Consider the following 22193-nt stretch of genomic DNA (forward strand, 5'->3'; position numbering starts at 1 on the left):
ATTCCCCCTTTGGGGGTTAGGGGGCTAAACATGAGCAAAGTAGCCATCATAATGGGAAGCATTTCGGATATGCCAGTAATGCAAGAAGCCATCGACATATTAAAAGGATTTGATATTGAAACCGAAGTAGATATTGTTTCGGCACACAGAACACCTGAAAAATTATTTGATTTCAGTAAAAAAGCACACGAAAGAGGCATTTCAGTTATTATTGCTGGTGCAGGAGGTGCGGCTCATTTACCTGGAATGGTAGCTTCTATGTCGCCACTTCCTGTAATTGGAGTTCCTGTAAAATCGAGTAATTCTATTGATGGATGGGATTCGGTTTTGTCGATTTTGCAAATGCCTGGCGGCGTTCCTGTGGCAACCGTTGCTTTAAACGGAGCTAAAAATGCTGGAATCTTAGCCGCACAAATTATTGGAAGCTCTGATAAATGTGTTTTAGATAAAATTATCTCTTATAAAGAAGGTTTGAAACAAGCGGTTTTAAAAGCTTCGGAAGGATTGAAATAAAAACAGAAAATCCCGAGTTATTGCTAATTCGGGATTTCTACTCACAATTAAGTGACAACTATAAAAAAATTCTACTCTCTCTCTGATTTGGGGACAAAAAGGATCTTCGATCATCATTTCATCGACAAAATTATACACTTTATCGATAAAAACAAATTTTTATGACACTTTTTTTAAAAAAATTTACAACAAAGTACAATACGGCTCCGTTTAGTAAGATAAATCTTTCAGATTATAAAGAAGCTTTTGAAAAAACCATAGAACTTGCTCGTAATGAAATCGATAGGATTATAAATAATACGGAAATACCAACTTTTGCGAATACAATTGAAGCTTTGGATTTTTCTGGAGAACAACTGGATCGTTTATCGAATATTTTCTTCAATTTGAATTCGGCTGAAACTTGCGATGAAATGCAAAAAATTGCACAAGAAGTTTCTCCTTTACTTACAGCATTTAGTAACGATATTGCTTTGAACGAAGACTTATTCAAACGCGTAAAAGCAGTTTATGATCAAAAAGACACTTTGAATTTAACAACTGAACAAGCGACTTTATTAGATAAAAAATTCAAAGGTTTTTCTAGAAATGGAGCTTTACTAAACGAAGAAGACAAATTAAAACTACGCGAAATTGATACCGAATTAGCCAAACTAAAACTGACTTTCGGAGAAAATGTTTTGGCAGAAACCAATAACTATCAATTGCATATTACCAACGAAGCTGATTTAAAAGGTTTACCTGATGGCGCTAAAGAAATGGCTGCGAGTTTGGCAAAATCTAAGAATTTAGAAGGTTGGGTTTTCACTTTAGATTTCCCGAGTTATTTACCTTTCGTTACCTATGTTGAAAATCGTGAACTACGTAAAGAAATTACTATTGCTGCAGGAAAAAAAGCATTTCAAAATAACGAATTCGACAATAAAGAAAACGTAAAACGAATTGTAGAATTGCGTCATAAACGCGCTAATTTATTAGGTTATCAATCGCATTCACATTTTGTTTTAGAAGAACGAATGGCGCAAAATCCAGAAAAAGTACAATCGTTTTTGAATGATTTGTTGGAAAAAGCAAAACCAGCGGCTCAAAAAGAATTTGCTGAATTAACTGCTTTCGCCAAAGAATTAGACGGAATTGACCAATTAGAAAAATGGGATGGCGCTTATTATTCGGAAAAATTGAAACAAAAACTATTTAGTTTGGATGATGAGTTATTGAAACCCTATTTCAAATTGGAAAATGTATTGAATGGTGCTTTCACTATCGCTGAAAAATTATTTGGAATCACATTCAAAGAAGTTTTTGATATTGACAAATACCACGAAGATGTACAAACTTTTGAAGTGCTAGATTTTGAAGGACAATTAGTAGCTGTTTTCTATTCGGATTTCTTCCCAAGAAAAGGAAAACGAAACGGTGCTTGGATGACATCCTACAAACCACAATATATTAAGGACGGAATCAACGAACGACCACATGTTTCTATCGTGTGTAATTTCACACCGCCAACCGAAACGAAACCATCGTTATTGACTTTCAACGAAGTAACAACATTGTTTCACGAATTTGGGCACGCTTTACACGGCATATTAGCGAATACAACGTATCCAAGTTTATCAGGAACTTCGGTATATTGGGATTTTGTGGAATTACCCAGTCAAGTGATGGAAAACTGGTGTTACGAACCCGAAGCATTGGCATTATTTGCCAAACATTACGAAACGGGTGAAATTATTCCACAGCAATATGTAGAAAAAATCAAAGAAAGCTCAAGTTTCTTAGAAGGAATGGCAACGTTAAGACAATTAAGTTTCGGAATTTTAGACATGGCTTATCATGGAAAATCGCAATCTATTGACGATGTAAAAGCCTTTGAAAAACAAGCAATGGAAATCGCATCTTTATATCCAGATGTGGAAGAAAACTGTATGAGTACTTCGTTTTCGCATATTTTCCAAGGAGGATATTCTTCTGGATATTACAGCTACAAATGGGCTGAAGTTTTAGATGCCGATGCATTTGCATATTTCCAAGAAAAAGGAATTTTCAATAAAGAAGTCGCAACCAAATTCAAAGACAACGTACTTTCAAAAGGCGGCACCGAATTACCAATGGAATTGTATAAAAAATTCAGAGGACAGGAACCAAAAGTAGAGGCGTTGTTGAAGAGAGCTGGGCTTTTGTAAAATATCAAACCTGACAGGTTTTCAAAACCTGTCAGGTTTAATCACTTTAAAAACTCTCTAAAATTATCCTTATTCACCACCAAAAAACTTGGGTTGTAAGCATCTGAAAAAGATTTTGGTAATTTTACTTTTTTAGTGGTTGCCCATTTGAATTCAAAAGCACTAATTTTATCTGCATTGATTTCGATATAATCAATTTCTTGTTGGGTTGTGGTTCTCCAAAAATATGATTTTGCTATACTTTGTGTATAAGATAATTGCTTCAATCGTTCAGAAACTAAAAAATTTTCCCACAATGCACCTTTATCCTGTCTAAATTCAAAAGCATTAAAATTACCAATTAACATATTCAGCACACCATTATCATAAAAGTATATTTTTTTATTTGCTTTAATTTCGTTTCGAATATTCTTTGAAAAACTTGTCAAACGGAAAATCACAAAGCTTTTTTCTAACAAATCGATATAATTATTTACAGTGTTTTTATCAACTCCAACCAACTGAGCAATTTCGTTGTAGCTAACTTCACTTCCCACTTGCATAGCAAGAGCACGTAATATTTTCTCCAAAACTTCAGATTTTCTTATACCTGCCAAAGCTAAAATATCTTTGTACAAATAACTCGAAACCAAGTTTTTCAAAATTTCATATTCAGCACCAAAATTATTAATTACATCTGGATACATTCCGTACAGTAATCGAATTTCAAGTTGTTGTTGGGCTTTCATGTAACCCACACTATTTTCAAATTCCTTCCATGAAACGGGAAACATATGAAACTCGAACTTTCTCCCTGTTAATGGTTCTTGCGTAACGTTATTAATATCTAAAGAAGAAGATCCACTAACAACAACTTGCACATCTTTTATTTGATCTACTATAATTTTCAACTTCAAACCAATATTTGGAATACGTTGTACCTCATCAATAAAAATATATTTATAATTACCAATAATACTTTTCAAAATTTCTGTATTAGCATTCGCTAAAGTTTCAGCAACAGTATTATCATCTCCATCCAAAAACAAATACTCTTTATCTTTTAAAATGGAATTAATTAAAGTTGTTTTTCCTACTTGTCTTGGACCAATTAACACAATAACTTTTCCTTTATGTAATTTTGCTTCCAAATTAGCAGTTAAATCTCTAAAAATCATACCTTAAATTTTAAACAAAATTATATATTTTATTTCTATTCACCAAATTTATATATTTTTCAGTGATTGTATTCACCAAATTTATACATTTTTTAGTGATTATATTCACCAATATTAACTTTTTTACAATTTAGAAAACAAACTTTCATTTTTTTTTGAAACTTTAAAAACTTTTACTTAACTTTGTCCTATCAAAATGAAATAACCATCAAAATGGAATTCAAAGAAGCAAAAAATAAATTCCTACAAACCTGGGGAGCTTTAGGTTCTCAATGGGGCATTAACAAAACCATGGCACAGATACATGCGTTGTTGATCGTTTCGCACGAACCTGTTTCTATGGAAGACATTATGGAAGAATTACAAATTTCGCGCGGTAATGCTTCTATGAATTTAAGAGCGTTGATGGATTGGGGCATCGTTTATAAAGAATACAAAGCAGGCGAAAGACGTGAATTTTTCACCGCAGAAAAAGATTTAGACGAATTAGCCGTAAAAATTTCGAGAGAAAGAAGCAAACGCGAAATCAAACCCGCTTTAAAAGTTTTAAAAGAAGTTTCTACAATAAAATCTGATGGAACCGAAGCGGAAAAACATTTCGTAGATCAAACCACAAAATTGTACGACTTCGTATTAAAAGCGGATAACGTTTTGGATAAAATCACAGAATACAAAGACAATTGGTTAGCAAAATTGGTTGTTAAAATCATGAAATAAAAAAATTTAATTAAAACTTTCAATTTTTTCTGAAAGTTTAAAAATGATAGATAATATGAGAATAATAAAAGCACTCAACACAATAGCTATTGGAACACCAATAATTCTAGCTTCAATTGGTTATTTCACTAATGACCTATCAGGAAACTACTATGGATTTGCTCTGTTTTCAACAATACTTACTGGTTTTATACAACTAATATTAGGAATAATACTCCTTTTTAAATTCAAAGAAAACATTCATTACAAAATATATTTTATAGTTGTCATACTATTCTTTTCTCTTTGGATTTGGAGTCCAACAATAGGTAAAGTAGACTATTTTACTTATACATTGATTTATATCCCACCAATATTAGCCATCTATTTATCAGTATTAATCTATAAAACTCCAAACAAATGAACCTCAACATCATCGCCTATCTCATCTATTTCAGCATCACAGGGATTATCATTGTGAAGGTTGGAAGAATTTGCTACAACAATGGAAACATATTCGTTTCACAATTGATTCCAAATCATAAAGACTTGTGTCATAAAATAAATCAATTGCTTTTGGTGGGATATTATCTCTTAAATATTGGTTATTGTGCGATGACGATAATTTCTTGGGAACAAATTGAAAATATAAAACAACTCATTGAAGTGATTACCTCAAAATCGGCTTTTATTATTATTGCGATTGCCGTGATGCATTACATCAATATTATCTTATTAACGAATTACATCAAAAAATTAATTTAAACACTCGTATTATGGAAACTACAAAAATTTTAATCGGTTATGCAATTTATCTTCCCATTGCTTTATTTTTAACCTACTATGTTTCAAAAACGCTTTTTAAAAACAGTAAAATTTATATGTTGGATATTTTTAAAGGTCGAGATGAAATTGCAAACGCCACCAACAAACTATTCGAAACCGGATTTTATTTATTGAATTTAGGTTTTGCACTTATGATATTAGAAATGAATATGTATGATGATAGTTATCAAGTGCTAATTGAAAAACTGAGTTATAAAATTGGTGGATTTTCAATTTATTTAGGTATTATGCTGTTCTTAAACTTATATTTCTTCTTTAGAGGAAAACGAAAAGCAAGTCAAGCACAAGTAGAACAACGAATTGTGATTAATGGATAAATTCACAATCCTGACAGGTTTTAAAAACCTGTCAGGATTAACACCAACCACCACAAAATAGGAACGCTTTCTAACCAAAATGATGCGTAATATCTCGAACGGTTTTCATTCGCAAAAAATAGAAAAACAGCAATCGTTACACAAACCAAAAGTTTGAAAAAGAATGGTAAAAAGTGATGATTATAAGTATAGAAAAACTCTAAAAGTAGCAACAAAAACAATAATAGATAACCAAGTTTTTTCGTCAACTCCACTCCTATTTTCTGCGGAACGGTTTGTAAATGAATGTCGTCATTTTTTACATCTACAATATCAAACACTAAAACAATAGAAAACACCAACAAAAATCGTTGAAAAGCCATCAAAAGCACATCTATAGAAAACGGAATTTCAGCTTCTAACAAAGGTAAAATCACAGTTACTCCTACCCAAGTAATTCCAACAATGTAAATTTTTACACCTTTCCAGTTTCGGGCGTTTTGTTTGTTTGGAAAAAAAGGTAATGTGTATAAAAGTGTTAGTCCAAAAAAAATGAAAGCATTTAGTTTTGTTGCCCAACTCAATTGCAAGAAAAAACAAAAACAAGACAACAACGAAATAAAACTCAAAAAAACGATTGCTTTGAGTTCTTTTTTGATTTCGGTTTTGTTTAACCTTGCTATGGCATCATACTTCACAAAATTATAGCCGACTACTGTTCCAAAAAAAGCAAAGAAAGCTACCGAAAAATCGTCTTGAACACCGAAGAAATATTGCGTCATGGATACCAATGCAAATGCTGATAACGCCACATGTAAACTGCTATTGATATAAAAATCGAGAATATTCTTTAAAACCGCCATTCAACAAAATTAATTAATCTGTTAATAAGACTTGAAATTAGTTGATAAAATCACAAAATTTCACATTTTAAAAACAAAAAATTACAAGATTAATAATTACTTTTGTTGTCCAAAACAACACATAATAACACACATACACATTTTTAATAAATGAGAACAGATGCATTCGCTTTGAGACATTTAGGGCCACGTGAAAGTGACTTAAATCACATGTTAAAAACTATTGGCGTAGATACTTTAGACCAATTAATTTATGAAACTATTCCAGATGATATTCGTTTAAAAAACGACTTAAATTTAGAAGCTCCAATGTCGGAATATGAGTATTTAACTCACATTCAAGAATTAGGAAAGAAAAATAAAGTATTCAAATCATATATAGGTTTAGGGTACCACCCTACCATTTTACCTGCGGTTATTCAAAGAAATATTTTTGAAAATCCGGGATGGTATACCGCCTATACGCCTTACCAAGCTGAAATTGCACAAGGTCGTTTAGAAGCGATTTTGAATTTCCAAACTACGGTTATCGAATTAACAGGGATGGAAATCGCAAATGCATCTTTATTAGACGAAGGAACTGCTGCTGCAGAAGCAATGGCATTACTTTTTGATGTAAGAACTCGAGATCAAAAGAAAAACAACGTAAACAAATTCTTCGTTTCGGAAGAAATTTTACCACAAACCTTATCGGTTTTACAAACACGTTCAACTCCATTAAATATTGAATTAGTGGTTGGAAATCACGAAAATTTTGATTTCTCAACTGAATTCTTTGGTGCTATTCTACAATATCCAGGAAAATATGGTCAAGTTTACGACTATACTGGATTTATCGCAAAAGCTGCAGAAAACGAAATCAAAGTAGCAGTTGCTGCTGATATTTTATCGTTAGCTAAATTAACACCACCAGGTGAAATGGGTGCTTCAGTAGTAGTTGGAACAACTCAACGTTTTGGTATTCCAATGGGTTACGGTGGACCACACGCTGGATATTTCGCAACTAAAGAAGAATTCAAACGTTCGATGCCGGGAAGAATCATCGGTGTTTCTATCGATGCCAACGGAAACCGTGCGTTACGTATGGCTTTAGGAACTCGTGAGCAACATATCAAACGTGAAAAAGCAACTTCAAACATCTGTACAGCTCAAGTTTTACTAGCAGTTATGGCGGGAATGTATGCAGTGTATCACGGCCCAAAAGGTTTACAATATATTGCTGACAAAGTACACGCTTCTGCGGTTACCACAGCTGACGCTTTGAATAAATTAGGAGTTTACCAAACCAATACAGCTTTCTTCGATACAATTTTAGTAAAAGCTGATGCCGCTAAAGTAAAAGCGATAGCTGAAAAACACGAAGTAAACTTCTTCTATCCAGATAGTGAATCGATTTCAATTTCATTCAATGAAACAACTTCAATTGCAGACATCAATCAAATCATTGCGATTTTCGCAGAAGCAACTGGAAAAGAGTACGTTCCTGTAAAAATCCTTTTACCTTCGGGTAGAATTGAAGGTTTGGAAAGAACTTCAACTTTCTTACAATACGATGTTTTCAACAACCATCATTCAGAATCGCAATTGATGCGTTACATCAAAAAATTAGAGCGTAAAGATTTATCGTTAAATCATTCTATGATTTCGTTAGGTTCTTGTACCATGAAATTAAATGCAGCTGCTGAAATGCTGCCTTTATCAATGGCAAATTGGAACAGCATCCACCCTTTTGCTCCTGTTGAACAAGCAGAAGGTTATCAAATTATGCTGAAAAAATTAGAGCATCAATTGAATGTCGTAACTGGTTTCCAAGGAACTACATTACAACCTAATTCAGGTGCACAAGGAGAATACGCTGGTTTGATGGCTATTCGCGCTTACCATCAATCAAGAGGTGATCACCATAGAAATGTATGTTTGATTCCGGCTTCTGCTCATGGAACAAATCCCGCTTCTGCTGCTATGGCAGGTATGGAAATCATCGTTACTAAAACCATGGAAAATGGAAATATCGATGTAGAAGATTTAAGAGCAAAAGCTATCCAACACAAAGATAATTTATCTGCTTTAATGGTTACTTATCCATCAACTCACGGAGTTTTTGAAAGTGCTATTATTGAAATTACCAATATCATTCACGAAAATGGCGGTTTAGTTTATATGGATGGTGCAAACATGAATGCACAAGTGGGACTAACAAATCCTGCTACTATTGGCGCTGATGTTTGTCACTTAAACTTACACAAAACTTTCGCCATTCCTCACGGTGGTGGCGGACCTGGTGTTGGGCCAATTTGTGTGAACGATAAATTAGTTCCTTTCTTACCAACTAATCCAATTATTCCAACAGGAGGAAGCCAAGCTATTACAGCTATTTCATCGGCACCTTATGGATCGGCTTTAGTTTGTTTAATCTCTTACGGTTACATCACGATGATGGGCGCTGAAGGATTAACAAATGCTACTAAATATGCTATCTTAAATGCAAATTACATGAAAGCCCGATTAGAAACCCACTATCCAATTTTATATTCTGGAGAAATGGGAAGAGCGGCTCACGAAATGATTTTAGATTGTAGAGCTTTTGAAGAAAAAGGAATCAAAGTAACCGATATCGCAAAACGTTTAATGGATTACGGTTTCCATGCACCAACAGTTTCTTTCCCAGTAGCAGGAACTTTAATGGTGGAACCAACCGAATCAGAAGATTTAGCAGAATTAGATCGTTTTTGTGATGCAATGATTTCAATACGTAAAGAGATTGAAGCTTCAACAAAAGATGATGCTAATAATATTTTAAGAAATGCACCACATACTTTAACAATGGTTACAGCTAACGATTGGAATTTCCCATACACAAGAGAACAAGCAGCATTTGCATTAGATTATATTGCAGAGAATAAATTCTGGCCAACTGTTCGTCGAATTGATGAAGCGTATGGCGATAGAAATTTAGTTTGTTCTTGTGCGCCAATTGAAGCTTATATGTAAACTTTGGTTTAAAGTTTCAGGTTTAAAGTTTAAAAGTTCAAGATTAGTTTTTAATCTTGAACTTTTTTTACAACTTGAAACTTGAAACCTTTAACTTGAAACTATTCCCAAAATGAACGACATTGAAAATAGAAGAGACATTCTACTCATCATGAGAAAGTTTTACGATAAACTTTTAGCCGATGATTCTATTAATTTTTTCTTTACCAAAGTAACTACCGTTGATCAACATTTGGAAGCCCATTTTGAGATTTTAGCGACTTTTTGGGAACAATCACTATTTTTAAAAGGGGGTTATTTCAACAATATGTTTTCCATTCATAAAGAAGTTCACGACAAGCAGCCGTTCAAAAAAGAACACTTTGATACTTGGTTAAGCCATTTTAATTCGACAATTGACGAACACTTTCAAGGAAAATATGCCGATCAAATGAAAACTCAAGCCTTGAGTATGGCTACTATTATGCAGATAAAATTCAATTAAAGAGTATTAATTTTAGAATTTCATTTTTTTAATCCAATTTTCCTACGATATTCATAAAAATATTAAAAACCAATAAGTTATCAAATCATTAACAAGCAATATTTTGTAAATTAGATTTACCAAAAAAACAATAGAATGAATATCAAAATAACAGGTTCAGGAAGCTATATTCCTACCGAAGTAGTTTCCAATATCGATTTTGCTCAACATACTTTTTTAAATGATGATGGAACCCCATTTCCTCACCCAAATGATGTGGTTGCTCAAAAATTTTTAGAAATTACAGGAATTCAGGAACGTCGTTATGTAAAGGAAGATTTATGCACTTCTGATATTGCTTTAATTGCTGCTGAAAAAGCAATTGAAGATGCTAAAATTGATAGAGAAACTATTGATTACATTATCATGGCTCACAATTTTGGGGATGTAAAAAAAGGAGCTATTCAATCCGATATTTTACCAAGTTTAGCCACCAGAGTTAAACACGGTCTAAAAATCAAAAATCCAAAATGTGTTGCTTATGATATTCTTTTTGGTTGCCCTGGTTGGGTAGAAGGTGTTATTCAAGCTTACGCCTTTATCAAAGCTGGAATGGCAAAAAAATGCTTAGTTATTGGTGCCGAAACTTTATCAAGAGTAGTAGATTTACACGATAGAGATTCTATGATTTATTCCGATGGTGCTGGTGCTACAATTGTAGAAGCAACGGATGATGAAGGAGGAATTTTAGCACATGAAACCGCTACTTTCACTTATGATGAAGCGTATTATTTGTTTTTTGGCAATTCTTTCAATAAAGATCACGACCCTGATGTGCGTTATATTAAAATGCATGGAAGAAAAATCTATGAATTTGCATTGAGTAATGTTCCTAAAGCCATGGCTTCGTGTTTAGAAAAAAGTGGCGTTCCTATTGAAAAAGTCAAAAAAGTATTGATTCACCAAGCTAATGAAAAAATGGACGAAGCAATAATTCAAAGATTTTACCGAAACTACAAACAAACCCCACCAGAAGGAATTATGCCAATGAGCATTCATAAATTGGGAAACTCTAGTGTTGCAACAGTTCCTACACTTTTCGACTTAATGATGAAAGGCGAATTAGAAAATCAAGAACTTAAGAAAGGAGATGTTATCATTTTTGCATCCGTTGGTTCTGGAATGAACATTAATGCAATTGTATATCAAATGTAATTTTTCTAGTTTGTTGTTTGTTGTTAATGGTTAATAGTTAATTTTGCAAAACCACAAACTATAATCAGTAAACTATAAACCGTAAGAATGTACGAAAAAACATATCCGAGTAAACGATTCAATATCACTTTAGATTTTCTAAAAAAACATATTAAAACTTCTGAAACCATTTTTGATTTAGGAGTTCCAAATCCTTTTTCAAAAATTATGATTGATAATGGGTACACTGTTATCAATACAAAAGGAGAAGACATTGATGACGATCAATCGGCACTACAAACTGAGAACTACGATGTATTTACAGGATTTGAAATTTTCGAACATTTACTTAACCCTTATACTGTTTTACAAAACGTAAAATCGGATAAAATTTTAATTTCGATTCCATTACGTTTATGGTTTTCTGCTGCATATAGAAGTAAAACCGATATGTGGGATAGACATTATCACGAATTTGAGGATTGGCAATTGGATTGGCTACTTGAAAAAGCTGGTTTTAAAATTATAGACAGAGTTAAGTTTACGCATCCAGTTAAGAAATTAGGTTTTAGACCATTGTTGAGATGGTTTACTCCTAGATATTATTTGGTTTATGCCGAAAGAGTGAAAAGTGACAAGTAAAAAGTGATAAGTCAAATGAAATATTACGTTATCATTCCAGCTTACAACGAAGAAGTTTTTATGAGCTTAACTTTGCAATCTTTAGTAGAACAAACCGTTTTACCAACAAAAATTGTAGTGGTGAATGATAATTCTACTGATAAAACTCCAGAAATTGTTTCTGAATTTGCTTCCAAACACCCATTTATCACTTTAGTGAATAAAAAATCGGATGCTATTCATTTACCTGGAAGTAAAGTGATTCAAGCATTCCATGAAGGAGAAAAACACATCGACGACAATTACGATATCATTGTAAAAGTAGATGCTGATTTGATTTTTCCAAAAAACTACTTTGAAACCATCATCAAACATTTTCAATCAGACGATAAAATTGGAATGGTTGGTGGATTTTGTTACATCGAAAAAAACGGCAATTGGATTTTAGAGAATTTAACCGATAAAGATCATATTCGCGGTGCCTTAAAAGCGTATAGAAAAGAAACCTTCAAACAAATCGGCGGACTAAAACCTCAAATGGGTTGGGATACCGTTGACGAATTACTTTCTAAATTTTACAATTGGAAAGTGGTAACTGATGAAAGTTTACACGTAAAACATCTAAAACCTACAGGCGCTAGCTACAACCAAGCTGCAAGATTCAAACAAGGAGAAGCGTTTTACACTTTAGGTTATGGTTTTTTTATCACAGCCGTTGCTTCTTTAAAATTAGCGATGCGAAAAGGAAAACCTTTATTGTTCTTGGATTATATCAAAGGTTTTTGGAAAGCAATGAGAGAAAACAAAACTATGTTGGTTACACCTGAGCAAGCTAAATTTGTTAGAAAATATCGTTGGCAGAAGATGAAAGAGAAATTGTTTTAATCTTTTCCATAAAAATATAGTATTTTTACTGCTCACTAGAAACTGAATACTGAACAATTTAAAAATGATGCTCATTCGCTACTTATCGCAAATAGGAAAATACTTCATCATGTTGAAAGAAATTTTCAACAAGCCTACTAAATGGTCGGTAATGAAACAATTAATCCTTAAAGAAGTCGATGATTTAATTATAGACTCACTAGGAATCGTTTCCTTTATTTCCTTCTTCGTGGGTGGTGTTGTAGCCATACAAACAGCATTAAACTTAACAAATCCGTTAATTCCTAAATATTTAATTGGTTTTGCCACAAGACAATCGGTGGTTTTAGAATTTGCCCCAACATTCATTTCCATCATTATGGCCGGAAAAATGGGGTCTTTCATTACATCAAGTATCGGAACCATGCGTGTTACAGAACAAATTGATGCGTTAGAAGTTATGGGAGTAAACTCATTAAACTATTTGATTTTTCCTAAAATTATTGCCTTGCTTTTATATCCTTTTGTAATTGGATTGAGCATGTTTTTAGGAGTTTTTGGTGGTTGGATGGCAGCCGTTTATGGTGGATTTACTACAAGTTTCGAATTCACAACTGGTCTTCAAACCGAGTTTATTCCGTTTCATATCACATATGCTTTTATAAAAACTATTGTTTTTGCTTTATTACTAGCAACCATTCCCTCTTTTCATGGCTATTACATGAAAGGTGGAGCATTAGAGGTTGGTAAAGCTAGTACCGTTTCTTTCGTTTGGACTTCTGTAGTTATCATATTGATGAACTTTATATTAACTCAACTACTTTTAAGCTAATGATTGAAGTAAAAAATATCGTAAAAAAGTTTGGCGAACAAACGGTTTTAAAAGGCGTTTCTACTCGATTTGAAGCTGGTATGACCAATTTAATCATTGGACAAAGTGGTTCTGGAAAGACCGTTTTCTTAAAATCATTATTAGGAATTCACACACCTGATAGTGGTACAATTTCTTTTGACGGCAGAATTTATTCAGAACTTTCTAATGATGAAAGGCGTGAATTAAGAACTGAAATTGGAATGGTATTTCAAGGAAGTGCACTTTTTGACAGTATGACAGTTGAGGAAAATGTTGGCTTCCCATTAAAAATGTTCACTAATAAATCGGCAAAAGAAATCAAAGAACGTGTTGATTTTGTAATTGATAGGGTTCACTTAGTAAATGCACATCAAAAACGACCTTCTGAAATTTCGGGTGGAATGCAAAAACGTGTGGCAATTGCTAGAGCGATTGTAAATAATCCGAAATATCTATTTTGTGATGAACCGAATTCGGGCTTAGACCCAAAAACAGCTATTGTAATAGATAATTTGATTCAAGAAATTACTCAAGAATACAACATTACCACTGTGATAAATACGCACGATATGAACTCAGTAATGGAAATTGGAGAAAAAATTGTATTCTTAAAAAACGGTTTATTAGAATGGGAAGGAACCAACAAAGAAATATTCAAAACCGATAACGAAGCGGTTACCGATTTTGTATATTCTTCTGAATTATTCAAACGTGTTCGAAAAATGTATTTGGAAGATGATGTTAAATAGTATTATTGAATTTTAGATACTATTTGCTTAATGTCTTGCTCTTTATTTTTTGGATAAATTAATAAGACATCGTCTTTATCTACAATGATGTAATCTGTTAATCCATCAATTACAACTAGTTTTTTACCTTCTGTTCTGATGATGTTATTGGTTGCATTTTCTAGATAAACAGAAGCATTCACTACGGCATTTTCTTGTTCGTCTTTTGGTAATTTATCATATAACGAACCCCAAGTTCCTAAATCGTTCCAATCGAAAGTTGCTGGTAAAACATAAACATTTTGTGCTTTTTCCAAAATAGCATAATCGACCGAAATATTCTGCGCTAAAGGATAATTATCTTTTATGAAAGCTTCTTCTTTTGGTGTATTTAAAACTTCATAACCATTCATAAAATGGTCATACATCACTGGCTGAAATTCTTCAAACGCTTTTAAAACCGATTTTGCACTCCAAACGAAAATTCCAGCATTCCAAAGGAAATTTCGACTTTGAATGAACTTTCTAGCCGTTGCATAATCAGGTTTTTCTCTGAATTGCTTCACTTTTTTTATAGGACGAGAATCTAATTTATCGAATTCGATATAACCATAACCTGTGTTGGCAAATGTAGGTAAAATCCCCAATGTCATTAAGTTTTCATCGCGCTCACAAAAATCAAAAGCATACTGAAGGTTAGAACAAAACTGTACCTCATCTTCAATCCAATGATCAGAAGGCGCCACCACCATAACTGCATCTGGATTTTGTTTTTTAATTTTTAAAGAAGCATATAAAATACAAGGCGCAGTATTTCGCATAGCAGGTTCTAAAACAATTTGTTCTTGTTGAATCATTGGCAATTGTTCTAAAACGATATCATTGTAACCCTCGTTTGTAAGAATCAAAATATTCTCTTTAGGAATAATTTGAGACAAACGGGTAAAAGTTTTTTGAATTAAAGTTTCACCGGTTCCTAACATATCGTGAAATTGTTTAGGAAACTCGGTTGTACTGACTGGCCAAAATCGAGAACCAACTCCGCCTGCCATTATAATTGCATAATAATTTTTGTTCATTTTATACTTTTTTTGCTGCTAAAATTTATTTGGCAACAATTCTACTTCTGCATTAGGTTGAAACAAATATAAGCGTCCAGAACTTATTTCTAAACATTCATATCGCTTTACTCGTAATGCAATTTTCTTAAAAATTTTCCCATTGTGAATTCTAAAATGACTTCCCATTGGAATTTCAAAGATATAATTTTTATCCGTTTCTTTTTGGTCAAATAGTTTTAAAGCGATAGCTAATTTTGCATCAGTATCACTACTCGCTTTTGGATTTCTAAAATGTTTGGCAAGCAATGGTAATAATTGATTTGGAAATATTTCTGGACGAATAAATGGCACCATCAAACGTTGAAATGTTAGTTTCCATTCGTCACCATGTGGTTTTATATGGCGACCGTATTTTTCAAAAGCAACCAAATGCGCAATTTCATGAATTAATGTAATTAAAAAGCGGTATTTATTCAAACTTGCATTTACCGTAATCAAATGATAACCTTGCGCATCTTTTCGATAATCGCCATGACGTGTTTGACGTTCATTAACAATTTTAAGATGCACATGATTGGCTTTGATTAACTCAAAACAATGATGAACCGCATGTTCAGGTAAGTATTTTTTTAATACGTCGCTCAATTTTAAGGCGTTGAAGATGAAACTTGCAATACTTTTCCGTTGTAATATTTATTTCCGGTTAAGGCAAAATTAAAAATATAATCTGCCATTTCTTTTGCTGAAAGTGGCGCTTCGTAACCTGGAAAGGCTTCTTGTAACATTTCGGTATTAACCGCTCCAAGTGCTAAAACATTGAAGGCGATTCCTTGTTCTTTATATTCTTCTGCTAATAATTCGGATAAGGTAATTACCGCACCTTTGCTTGAGGAATAAGCAGTTAAACCTGCGAATTTCATACTTCCTTGAATGCCTCCCATAGAACTTATTGTTACCACATGACTTCCTTTTTCCATGAATGGTATACAGATTTTTGTTAATTCAGCAACCGCAAAAACATTGACTTTGTAGATATTTTGAAATTCTTCTGAAGTAATTTGCGTGAATGGTTTATGTAATAAACTTCCTGCGTTATGAATTAAAACGTCTATTTTTTTCCATGTATGATTAAGAAAATTTTCCACTTGAAGTAATTCTTCTGGATTTGAAATATCAATTGACAAACACGAAATATTCGGATTTTCGATTAACTCTTTTGGTGTTTTTCTTGAAATTGCTAGTACTTGATGTCCCGCATTGGCAAATTGTAAGGCTAACTCGTAACCTATTCCGCGAGAAGTTCCAGTGATGATGATATTTTTACTTTTCATTTAATTTAATTTCTTTTTTAGGCGCATTAATCATTTTTTCTAAAACTGGAATTGTTTTCGAAATTACAGTGGTCATGTGTTTTGTATCCATTAATTCAAACTCATCATCAGGTTGGTGATAGAATTGGAAATTTTCAAAATCAAAAGTCGAAACCGTTTGTGCTGGAACATTAAATTCAGTGAAAAACGGATAATTGTCCGAAGCTCTGAACAACATATATTTGGTTTCAATTGGTAAATAACCCACTAACTTTTCTCTTGCATATTCGTTCATTGTCGTCGCCATGTTGGATTTTCCGAAACCTGTAAGATAGAAATCCATTCCTTTGTCTTTCATTGGCACTCCTATCATTTCAAAATTGAACATGAAATACAAATCCATTTTTTGGCTTTTTAATTTCGCAGCCAAATGTTTTGAACCTAAAAGTCCTTTTTCTTCTGCAGAGAAGAATACAAAAAGTACACTTCGCTTATTATTTTTGAATTTAGCGAAATATTTAGCTACTTCAGTAACCGCTGTGGTTCCTGTTGCGTTGTCGTTTGCACCATTTACAATTACATCGCCATTTACTCCATTTTGCAACATGCCAATATGATCATAATGCGCTCCGATTACCACAAACTCATTTTTTAATTTTTTATCCGTTCCTTCGATATAGCCTACAATATTAAACGCAGGTTTGTCAAAATTTGATAATGTATCACGATAAGTTTTAAAATACGGTTTGATTCCGTTTTCTTTTAATAGATTTTCTAAATAAACCGCAGCCTTTTCGATTCCTTCACTACCCGAATCTCTTCCTTCTAGTTCATCAGAAGTCAAATAAGACAAAGTTTTAATAACGTTTTGTTCTGAAACTTGGTAATTGACTTTAGAAATATTTTTCGAAGTAACATTGGTTTGTGCATGTAATGACAATCCAACGAAAGAAATGAGGAATACGATTTTTTTCATAGTTTTTAGTTTTAAGTAAAAATAAAAAAATCCCGAGTAAATCGGGATTTTGTATGATAAATTTAACATTTATTAAGCTAACATTGTAACTGGATTTTCCATAAACGCTTTGAACGTTTGTAGGAATTGAGCTCCAGTTGCTCCGTCCACTGTTCTGTGATCGCAAGCTAACGTTACAGTCATTGTGTTTCCAACTACAATTTGACCATTTTTAACAACTGGTTTTTCAATAATTGCACCAACAGATAAAATAGCTGAATTTGGTTGATTGATAATTGACGTAAACGATTGAATTCCGAACATTCCTAAGTTAGAAATTGTGAATGTACTTCCCTCCATTTCCGTTGGTTGAATTTTTTTAGATTTTGCTTTTCCAGCTAAGTCTTTTACGTTAGCACCAATTTGAGTTAAGCTCATTTGGTCTGTAAATTTCAATACTGGAACCATTAAACCGTCTTCAACAGCAACAGCAACACCAACATTCACGTGGTGATTGATTACCATTGCATCATCTCTCCATTGTGAATTTACTTGTGGATGCTTTTTCAATGCCATCGCACTTGCTTTGATTACCATATCGTTGAAAGAAACTTTCGTATCTGGTAACCCGTTAATCATATTTCTTGAAGCAATTGCATTGTCCATATCTAACTCGATTGTTAAATAATAATGCGGTGCAGTAAATTTAGATTCTGATAATCGTCTCGCAATGGTTTTACGCATTTGCGAATTTTTGATTTCTTCTTGGAATACTTCTCCTGCAGGCACAAATGGTTTCACTGCAGCAACTGTATTTGTAGCTTCTGCAACAGCTTGAGATGGACTTGCAACTGCAGATGGTGAGAAATTCTCCACATCTGATTTTACAATTCTTCCATTTTCACCTGAACCTTTTACTTGAGACAAGTTGATTCCTTTATCTTGAGCAATTTTTTTAGCTAATGGAGAAGCAAATATTCTTGAATTATCGGTTGACTGTTGTTTGTTTTCAGTTACTTCCGTATGGGCTGAAGTGGTTGTTTCTGCTTTTGGTTCCGAAGCTTCGGAATCAGCAACAGCTCCCACTTTATAATTAGCAGCAATTTCTGAAACATCAGTTCCTGCTGGTCCTAAAATGGCTAAGATTGTATCTACTGGAGCAGAATCACCTTCTTGCACTCCGATATATAATAGAGTTCCTGCATTGAAAGATTCAAATTCCATCGTAGCTTTATCTGTTTCGATTTCAGCTAAAATATCCCCTTCTTTTACAGTATCTCCAACTTTCTTTAACCAAGTTGCAACTGTTCCTGTTGTCATAGTGTCTGACAAACGAGGCATCGTAACTACTTTTACACCAGCTGGTATCTCGACTGCACTCGATGTGACAGATTTAGTTTCTTCAACAACTTTTTCTTCTTTAGTTTCAGTCGCTGTTCCACCACTTAATAAAGCAGAAATATCTTCCCCTTCTTTTCCAATGATAGCTAATAAAGAATCCACTGGAGCCGATTGTCCTTCTTGAATTCCGATATGTAATAATACACCGTCATGAAATGATTCAAACTCCATTGTAGCTTTATCCGTTTCAATTTCGGCTAAAATATCACCTGTTTTGATTGTATCACCCACTTTTTTCAACCAAGTTGCTACAACTCCTTCGGTCATCGTATCACTCAAACGGGGCATTGTTATAATTTGTGCCATAGTTCTTATAATTTATGTGGAATGAAAGGATAATTTTCTTGTTCGTACACTACATCATATAACTGTTGTGCTTCTGGGAATGGAGATTCTTCAGCGAATTTCTCACATTCAGTTACTAAATCAGCTACTCTTTGATCGATTACTTCGATTTCAGCTTCTGTAGCATAACCGTTTTCTTTGATAATATCTAAAACTTGAGTAATTGGGTCAATTTTTTTGTATTCCTCCACTTCCTCTTTAGTTCTGTATAATTGTGCATCAGACATTGAGTGTCCTCTGTAACGGTACGTTTTCATTTCTAAGAATGTTGGACCATCTCCACGACGAGCTCTTTCCATTGCTTCGTGCATTGCTTCAGCCACTTTTACTGGATTCATTCCATCTACTGGTCCACAAGGCATTTCGTATCCTAAACCAAGTTTCCAAATATCAGTGTGATTTGCTGTTCTCTCAACAGAAGTCCCCATAGCATATCCATTATTTTCGCAAATGAAAACTACTGGTAATTTCCAATTCATAGCCATATTGAAAGCTTCATGTAAAGAACCTTGACGTGCAGCACCATCACCAAAATAGGTTAAAGTAACACCACCAGTTTCAAAGTATTTATCAGCAAAAGCAATACCAGCACCCACTGGAATTTGCGCACCAACGATACCATGTCCTCCATAAAACCCATGTTCTTTAGAGAAAATATGCATCGATCCACCCATACCTTTTGAAGTACCTGTAACTTTTCCGTATAATTCTGCCATAACTTTTCTTGGATCTACACCCATTCCAATTGGCTGAACGTGATTACGGTAAGCAGTAATCATTTTATCTTTAGATAAGTCCATTGCATGTAAAGCTCCTGCTAAAACAGCTTCTTGCCCGTTATATAAATGCAAAAATCCTCTAACTTTTTGTTGGATATAAACAGCAGCAAGTTTATCTTCAAACTTTCTCCAAAATAGCATATCCTCATACCATTTTAGGTAAACTTCTCTTGTAATTGGTTTCATTTTTAGTTTGTTTTTAATACAATTGAACTGCAAACAATATGTTACAATCATTCACAATTTTACGAACAGCAAAAATACTACATAGAACCTGATTGAAAAAATTAAATTCTACGATTTTTGTAATTTTTATAACAAAATCGATAAAAAAAGTTACGAAATCGTTATAGATGATTCTTATCAAAAACTAAAGGCAAGATATTTTTTAAAGAATCAGACTTATAAATATCACCCTTTGCTCCCATAAAGAAAATTGTAATTGGCGAATCCTGTTTAAACTCGTATTCTGCAATTGCTTGCCTACAACTTCCACATGGAGGAATTGGCTCTTCCAAATCTCTATCTTGAGGCGAAGCCGTTATAAACATTTTCACAATTTTTGCATTTGGATAAGTAGCGCCAGCATAATAAATTGCCACACGTTCTGCACATAAACCAGACGGATAAGCGGCATTTTCTTGATTAGAGCCTTGAACCACTATTTCGTTATCTAAAAGAAGAGCGGCTCCCACTGTGAATTTTGAATATGGCGCATATGCTTTACTTCTCGCTTCTATTGCTTGCGCCATCAAATCTTGTTCTTCTTGAGACAATTCGTGTTTTGAAAGTACTGAAATAGTCGTGTTTATTGAAATTTGCTTCATATGTAAGGAAAAAAAATCCAAATTCTAAAATAAGAATTTGGATTGTTTATTAATTTATTTTTTGTTTAAAGTTCATCGTATTTATCACCGAAATTGAAAGTAAGTGAGAAACGCAAAGTGTTTTCCAATGGGTTTTTAACCGTTGATGTAGAAAACAAATAAGAAACATCGATTTTAACAATGTTATATTTGAAACCAGCTCCTAACGTAAAATACTTTCTTGCTCCTTTTAATTCATTTTCATTAAAATAACCCATTCGTAAAGCAAATGAATCTTGATACCAATACTCTGCTCCTAAAGCCCATGTAAACTCTTTCAACTCTTCTGAAAAACCATCTGGCGCATCTCCAAAAGATTGAAAAATTCCTTTAGCCCAAGGAATTGCTCTGTATTTAGTATCTGCTAAAGCATAATCTGAATTATCAACATCACCATCTCCATCTTCATCTCCAACTTTTGAAGGTGTTGGCACCATAAGTTTAGTAACCTCAGCAGTTACTCCAATTTTATTATACTCATCAAAAATAAAATCAAAACCGCCTCCTAATCTCATATTGGCCGGCATGAAATTATCATTTAAATCATCATTATCATAACTAATTTTTGGTCCCATATTTTGAAAATTGAAACCTGCTCTCCATCTACCATTGAAGTCATCATAAGCGATTTCTTCTGATTGGTAATATCCAGCAATATCGACTGCAAAAGTTGTTGCAGCACTCGCATCAGTATTCGCATCAGCAATTTTTAAAGCAGAGCGCACAAAGCGTCCACCTACTGCCATAGAAAAACGCTCACTTAATTTTAACGAATAAGCTCCATCAAGAGCAAATTCATTTGGATTAACAACTCGAGGAATCTCATTAGGATCTCCTGTTTCTCTTAATTCAATATCACCTAATCCGAAAAAGCGAAATGATCCAGAAAAAGCACTTCGCTCATTAATTTTATTATAATAAGTTAATTGACCCAAAGAAATATCGTTTGCTATACTTGTTAAATATGGCGTATAACTAACAGAAAAACCTTGCTTATCTAATGAAAAAGCATATTTAGCTGGATTGTATTGTTGTGAAAAAGCATCTGCAGAGGTTGCCACACCCATATCTGCCATACCAGCAGAACGTGCATCAGCCGCGATAAGCAAAAAGGGAACTCCGGTTGTTATAACTCGTTCTTGTGCTTTTGCGTATTGACTACTTATTAAGAGGGTTAACAATAAGGCAATTTTTTTCATTTTTTT

General features: G+C 33.4%; 22 protein-coding genes. 12 read left to right on the forward strand and 10 right to left on the reverse strand.

Annotated features, from left to right (window positions below):
• The first annotated feature begins 30 nt into the window (after window positions 1–30).
• Window positions 31–513, forward strand: coding sequence for a 5-(carboxyamino)imidazole ribonucleotide mutase (gene purE, locus V7P59_RS03530; RefSeq protein ID WP_333808788.1), 483 nt, complete (start codon window positions 31–33; stop codon window positions 511–513).
• A gap of 161 nt (window positions 514–674) precedes the next feature.
• Window positions 675–2699, forward strand: a complete 2025-nt coding sequence (locus V7P59_RS03535) for a M3 family metallopeptidase (RefSeq protein WP_333808789.1) — start codon at window positions 675–677, stop codon at window positions 2697–2699.
• 41 nt (window positions 2700–2740) lie between these two features.
• On the opposite strand, the gene V7P59_RS03540 is transcribed toward V7P59_RS03535, so the two are convergent.
• Window positions 2741–3856: an ATP-binding protein gene (locus tag V7P59_RS03540; protein WP_333808790.1), complete on the reverse strand. Its 1116-nt coding sequence runs from the start codon at window positions 3854–3856 to the stop codon at window positions 2741–2743.
• 213 nt (window positions 3857–4069) lie between these two features.
• Here V7P59_RS03540 and V7P59_RS03545 point away from each other — a divergent pair, with 213 nt between their 5' ends.
• The 3 genes from V7P59_RS03545 (at window position 4070) to V7P59_RS03555 (ending at window position 5715) form a co-directional block, all read left to right on the forward strand.
• The gene (locus tag V7P59_RS03545) at window positions 4070–4573 is read left to right on the forward strand and encodes a GbsR/MarR family transcriptional regulator (RefSeq protein ID WP_333808791.1); all 504 of its coding nucleotides are present in this window, start codon (window positions 4070–4072) and stop codon (window positions 4571–4573) included.
• A gap of 399 nt (window positions 4574–4972) precedes the next feature.
• Window positions 4973–5317 carry a hypothetical protein gene (locus tag V7P59_RS03550; RefSeq protein WP_194095269.1) on the forward strand — a complete coding sequence of 115 codons (345 nt, stop codon included), beginning with the start codon at window positions 4973–4975 and terminating at the stop codon, window positions 5315–5317.
• A gap of 11 nt (window positions 5318–5328) precedes the next feature.
• Window positions 5329–5715 (forward strand): hypothetical protein, encoded by a 387-nt coding sequence (locus V7P59_RS03555; protein WP_194095271.1) that lies wholly within the window; start codon window positions 5329–5331, stop codon window positions 5713–5715.
• 20 nt (window positions 5716–5735) lie between these two features.
• On the opposite strand, the gene V7P59_RS03560 is transcribed toward V7P59_RS03555, so the two are convergent.
• Window positions 5736–6557: a hypothetical protein gene (locus tag V7P59_RS03560; protein WP_333808792.1), complete on the reverse strand. Its 822-nt coding sequence runs from the start codon at window positions 6555–6557 to the stop codon at window positions 5736–5738.
• A gap of 150 nt (window positions 6558–6707) precedes the next feature.
• Here V7P59_RS03560 and gcvP point away from each other — a divergent pair, with 150 nt between their 5' ends.
• The 7 genes from gcvP to V7P59_RS03595 all read left to right on the forward strand — a co-directional run bounded on the left by gcvP (window position 6708) and on the right by V7P59_RS03595 (window position 14292).
• Window positions 6708–9548 (forward strand): aminomethyl-transferring glycine dehydrogenase, encoded by a 2841-nt coding sequence (gene gcvP / locus V7P59_RS03565; RefSeq protein ID WP_333808793.1) that lies wholly within the window; start codon window positions 6708–6710, stop codon window positions 9546–9548.
• A gap of 112 nt (window positions 9549–9660) precedes the next feature.
• Window positions 9661–10032 carry a group III truncated hemoglobin gene (locus tag V7P59_RS03570; RefSeq protein WP_333808794.1) on the forward strand — a complete coding sequence of 124 codons (372 nt, stop codon included), beginning with the start codon at window positions 9661–9663 and terminating at the stop codon, window positions 10030–10032.
• 135 nt (window positions 10033–10167) lie between these two features.
• Window positions 10168–11226, forward strand: a complete 1059-nt coding sequence (locus tag V7P59_RS03575; protein ID WP_333808795.1) for a 3-oxoacyl-ACP synthase III family protein — start codon at window positions 10168–10170, stop codon at window positions 11224–11226.
• Window positions 11227–11313: 87 nt separating this feature from the next.
• On the forward strand, window positions 11314–11847 hold the full coding sequence (locus V7P59_RS03580) for a methyltransferase (RefSeq protein ID WP_333808796.1): 534 nt from the start codon (window positions 11314–11316) through the stop codon (window positions 11845–11847).
• Window positions 11848–11862: 15 nt separating this feature from the next.
• Entirely contained in the window at window positions 11863–12711 is an 849-nt protein-coding gene (locus tag V7P59_RS03585; protein ID WP_333808797.1) for a glycosyltransferase, read from the forward strand.
• A 64-nt stretch (window positions 12712–12775) separates the two neighbouring features.
• Window positions 12776–13522 (forward strand): MlaE family ABC transporter permease, encoded by a 747-nt coding sequence (locus V7P59_RS03590; RefSeq protein ID WP_333808798.1) that lies wholly within the window; start codon window positions 12776–12778, stop codon window positions 13520–13522.
• Window positions 13522–14292: an ABC transporter ATP-binding protein gene (locus V7P59_RS03595; RefSeq protein WP_333808799.1), complete on the forward strand. Its 771-nt coding sequence runs from the start codon at window positions 13522–13524 to the stop codon at window positions 14290–14292. Before V7P59_RS03590 ends, V7P59_RS03595 begins: the two co-directional genes overlap by 1 nt.
• 2 nt (window positions 14293–14294) lie before the next feature.
• Here V7P59_RS03595 and V7P59_RS03600 read toward each other — a convergent pair whose 3' ends face one another.
• The 8 genes from V7P59_RS03600 to porV all read right to left on the reverse strand — a co-directional run bounded on the left by V7P59_RS03600 (window position 14295) and on the right by porV (window position 22187).
• Window positions 14295–15350 carry a mannose-1-phosphate guanylyltransferase gene (locus V7P59_RS03600; RefSeq protein WP_333808800.1) on the reverse strand — a complete coding sequence of 352 codons (1056 nt, stop codon included), beginning with the start codon at window positions 15348–15350 and terminating at the stop codon, window positions 14295–14297.
• 18 nt (window positions 15351–15368) lie between these two features.
• Window positions 15369–15977 carry a SprT-like domain-containing protein gene (locus tag V7P59_RS03605; RefSeq protein WP_333808801.1) on the reverse strand — a complete coding sequence of 203 codons (609 nt, stop codon included), beginning with the start codon at window positions 15975–15977 and terminating at the stop codon, window positions 15369–15371.
• Window positions 15978–15979: 2 nt separating this feature from the next.
• Window positions 15980–16663, reverse strand: a complete 684-nt coding sequence (locus V7P59_RS03610; RefSeq protein ID WP_333808802.1) for an SDR family NAD(P)-dependent oxidoreductase — start codon at window positions 16661–16663, stop codon at window positions 15980–15982.
• Window positions 16653–17618: a M20/M25/M40 family metallo-hydrolase gene (locus tag V7P59_RS03615; protein WP_333808803.1), complete on the reverse strand. Its 966-nt coding sequence runs from the start codon at window positions 17616–17618 to the stop codon at window positions 16653–16655. The genes V7P59_RS03610 and V7P59_RS03615 overlap by 11 nt, the downstream gene beginning before the upstream one ends.
• A 72-nt stretch (window positions 17619–17690) precedes the next feature.
• Window positions 17691–19304 (reverse strand): pyruvate dehydrogenase complex dihydrolipoamide acetyltransferase, encoded by a 1614-nt coding sequence (locus V7P59_RS03620; protein WP_333808804.1) that lies wholly within the window; start codon window positions 19302–19304, stop codon window positions 17691–17693.
• 5 nt (window positions 19305–19309) lie between these two features.
• Entirely contained in the window at window positions 19310–20308 is a 999-nt protein-coding gene (gene pdhA / locus V7P59_RS03625; RefSeq protein ID WP_333808805.1) for a pyruvate dehydrogenase (acetyl-transferring) E1 component subunit alpha, read from the reverse strand.
• Between the two features lie 161 nt (window positions 20309–20469).
• Window positions 20470–20949 carry a cytidine deaminase gene (locus V7P59_RS03630; protein ID WP_333808806.1) on the reverse strand — a complete coding sequence of 160 codons (480 nt, stop codon included), beginning with the start codon at window positions 20947–20949 and terminating at the stop codon, window positions 20470–20472.
• Between the two features lie 65 nt (window positions 20950–21014).
• Window positions 21015–22187 carry a type IX secretion system outer membrane channel protein PorV gene (porV, locus tag V7P59_RS03635; RefSeq protein WP_333808807.1) on the reverse strand — a complete coding sequence of 391 codons (1173 nt, stop codon included), beginning with the start codon at window positions 22185–22187 and terminating at the stop codon, window positions 21015–21017.
• Window positions 22188–22193: the final 6 nt, after the last annotated feature.

It is taken from the genome of Flavobacterium sp., assembly GCF_036782315.1.
In the GTDB taxonomy this organism is placed as follows: domain Bacteria; phylum Bacteroidota; class Bacteroidia; order Flavobacteriales; family Flavobacteriaceae; genus Flavobacterium.